The sequence below is a fragment of the Ohtaekwangia sp. genome, from assembly GCF_036786105.1.
GTDB lineage: Bacteria > Bacteroidota > Bacteroidia > Cytophagales > Cyclobacteriaceae > Ohtaekwangia.
The window spans coordinates 1-1897 of record NZ_DAIQRQ010000045.1 but is presented as its reverse complement, the minus strand read 5'-3'; the positions used below and the strand labels follow the sequence as shown (position 1 = coordinate 1897).

Genomic DNA, 1897 nt, shown 5'->3' with positions numbered 1-1897 from the left:
CTACATCAAAAAGCCTTCTGAGTTTCATACTTAGAAGGCTTTTTTGCGTCTGCCCTAATTTTACTATGACATCCTATATTTCAGCTTATCCCTTGAAATTTTGAGTCAGAGATCTATCCAATTATTACCAGGGAATTTCTCCAGTGTCAACGTTGTTTTCTTCACTGAAAAATTTTCCAGTTGGCCCGTCTTTGTCAATCAACGCATATTTTATAATTCGCTTTCCGGCATCTTCAACACTTCCTGACCCACGATGACCATTAAAATCCGTCTTTGTATATCCTGGACAAACAGCGTTTATTTTGAAGTCACTGTTCCTTAGCTCGTATGCCAAAACAACCGTATACATATTCATTGCTGATTTTGAAGAGAGATAAACAGCTCCTTTATAATCGTAATACTTATATGATGGGTCGCTGTGCAATGTAATTGAGCCTTGACTTGAACTTACATTTACAATGCGCGGTTCATCAGATTTTTTCAATAAATCAATAAACGCCTGCGTGACTCTTACGACTCCGTAAACATTTGCATCGTATGTTGCTTTGAATTGCTCTATCGTTGAATCAAGCGCTGCCTGTGGGTAGCCACCGTAAATGCCAGCATTATTGATAAGTATATCCAACGCCTTGGTTCTTTTACCCATTTCTGCACGGGCATTTTTTACAGATTGATCATCTGTAACGTCAAGCTGAATAGCCTCGACATTGTTCAGTCCTTCTGTCTTTAATTTATTCACGGCTGCAATTCCGTTTTCCAAATTTCGACTGCCGAGATAAACGTAAATTCCTTTTTGGGCAAGTTGCCGCACGACTTCAAAGCCAATGCTTTTGTTAGCTCCTGTTACTAATGCTGATTTCATTTTTTTGTTTTTAAAATTTATGATGCAAAGTAGAGCAGCTAAAAAGCAGAGAGGACGGACAAATCGATTTATTCTCTTGACAAATCTTGTTGAGCTTCTAAAAATTCACGTATGCTTTTTCCTGTACATTTTTTGAAGACTCTTGAAAAGTAATCGGGGTCATTAAATCCTAATTCATAAGCTAATTCTTTTACAGAAAGGGTCGAGTAATGTAATTTTCGCTGTGCTTCAATCATTAACCGATTGGTAAAAAAATCCTTAGGTGAGACTCCTGAATATTCTTTTACAATCCGATATAAACTGTTTGTCGTTAAAGCCAATTTTTCGGCAATTGTATTGATAGAAGGCTGCTCTGTAAGATGTGTTTCCACCGCTAATTTAAACTCAATAAATTTTGAAAGATTAGTGTCTGAAATATTGATTGGTTCTTTGTTTTTGAAATAGGCACTATTCAATTCTACCAATAGTGAGTTCAAATAAGCCAATATTATTTCTGTGTCCGCCTGATGTTTATCGATGTAAAGTATTTGATTCAGAATTTCAAAACTCATTCTCACTCTTTGTCTTGCAGCGTTGTCAAAAATTATTGTTTGGGAGTTTAGAGGATTGACTATAAAAGGAAATTGCTGTGGTAACAATGCCAATGTGTTTTCATCAAATAACACCTTGAAGTATTTTAAATTGTCTGCTTTATAGGGTGGTGTAAAAACTTGATTGGGCATAGCGAAAAGCAAGTGTCCGTCTTTAAGGGTAATTTCTTGCAAGTCCAATTTGTATGTAATAGAGCCACTTTCAATGAACACAATAAAGTACGAAGTCAGTTTGCGTGGCTTTAGAAATTTTTGCTGAATATGAGTAGAAAGATAAGGGTTTTCATCTGAGTTGATTTTAATCTTCAACTTGTCATTTTGTAAGCTGTCTGGTGTTTCGTTTGGCTCATACATATCGTTAGTAGGGTGAAGTTTTACAATGACCGCCCAACATCCGAATATATGCAGATATTTTTGCATGGAATAATATATCTGAAGATAGGCT

2 protein-coding genes are annotated in these 1897 nt (G+C 36.1%); both read right to left on the bottom strand.

Annotated elements, in window-relative coordinates:
• Positions 1 to 124: 124 nt before the first annotated feature.
• Positions 125 to 862 carry an SDR family oxidoreductase gene (locus V7Q33_RS16655; protein ID WP_333820544.1) on the bottom strand — a complete coding sequence of 246 codons (738 nt, stop codon included), beginning with the start codon at positions 860 to 862 and terminating at the stop codon, positions 125 to 127.
• A gap of 68 nt (positions 863 to 930) precedes the next feature.
• Positions 931 to 1897, bottom strand: a 967-nt coding sequence (locus V7Q33_RS16650; RefSeq protein ID WP_333820543.1) for a helix-turn-helix domain-containing protein, incomplete at its 5' end; no start/stop codon positions are given.

Coding starts and splice junctions, on each gene's coding strand:
- V7Q33_RS16655 (WP_333820544.1), bottom strand. CDS start 862: ATGAAATCAGCATTAGTAACAGGAGCTAACAAAAGCATTGGCTTTGAA.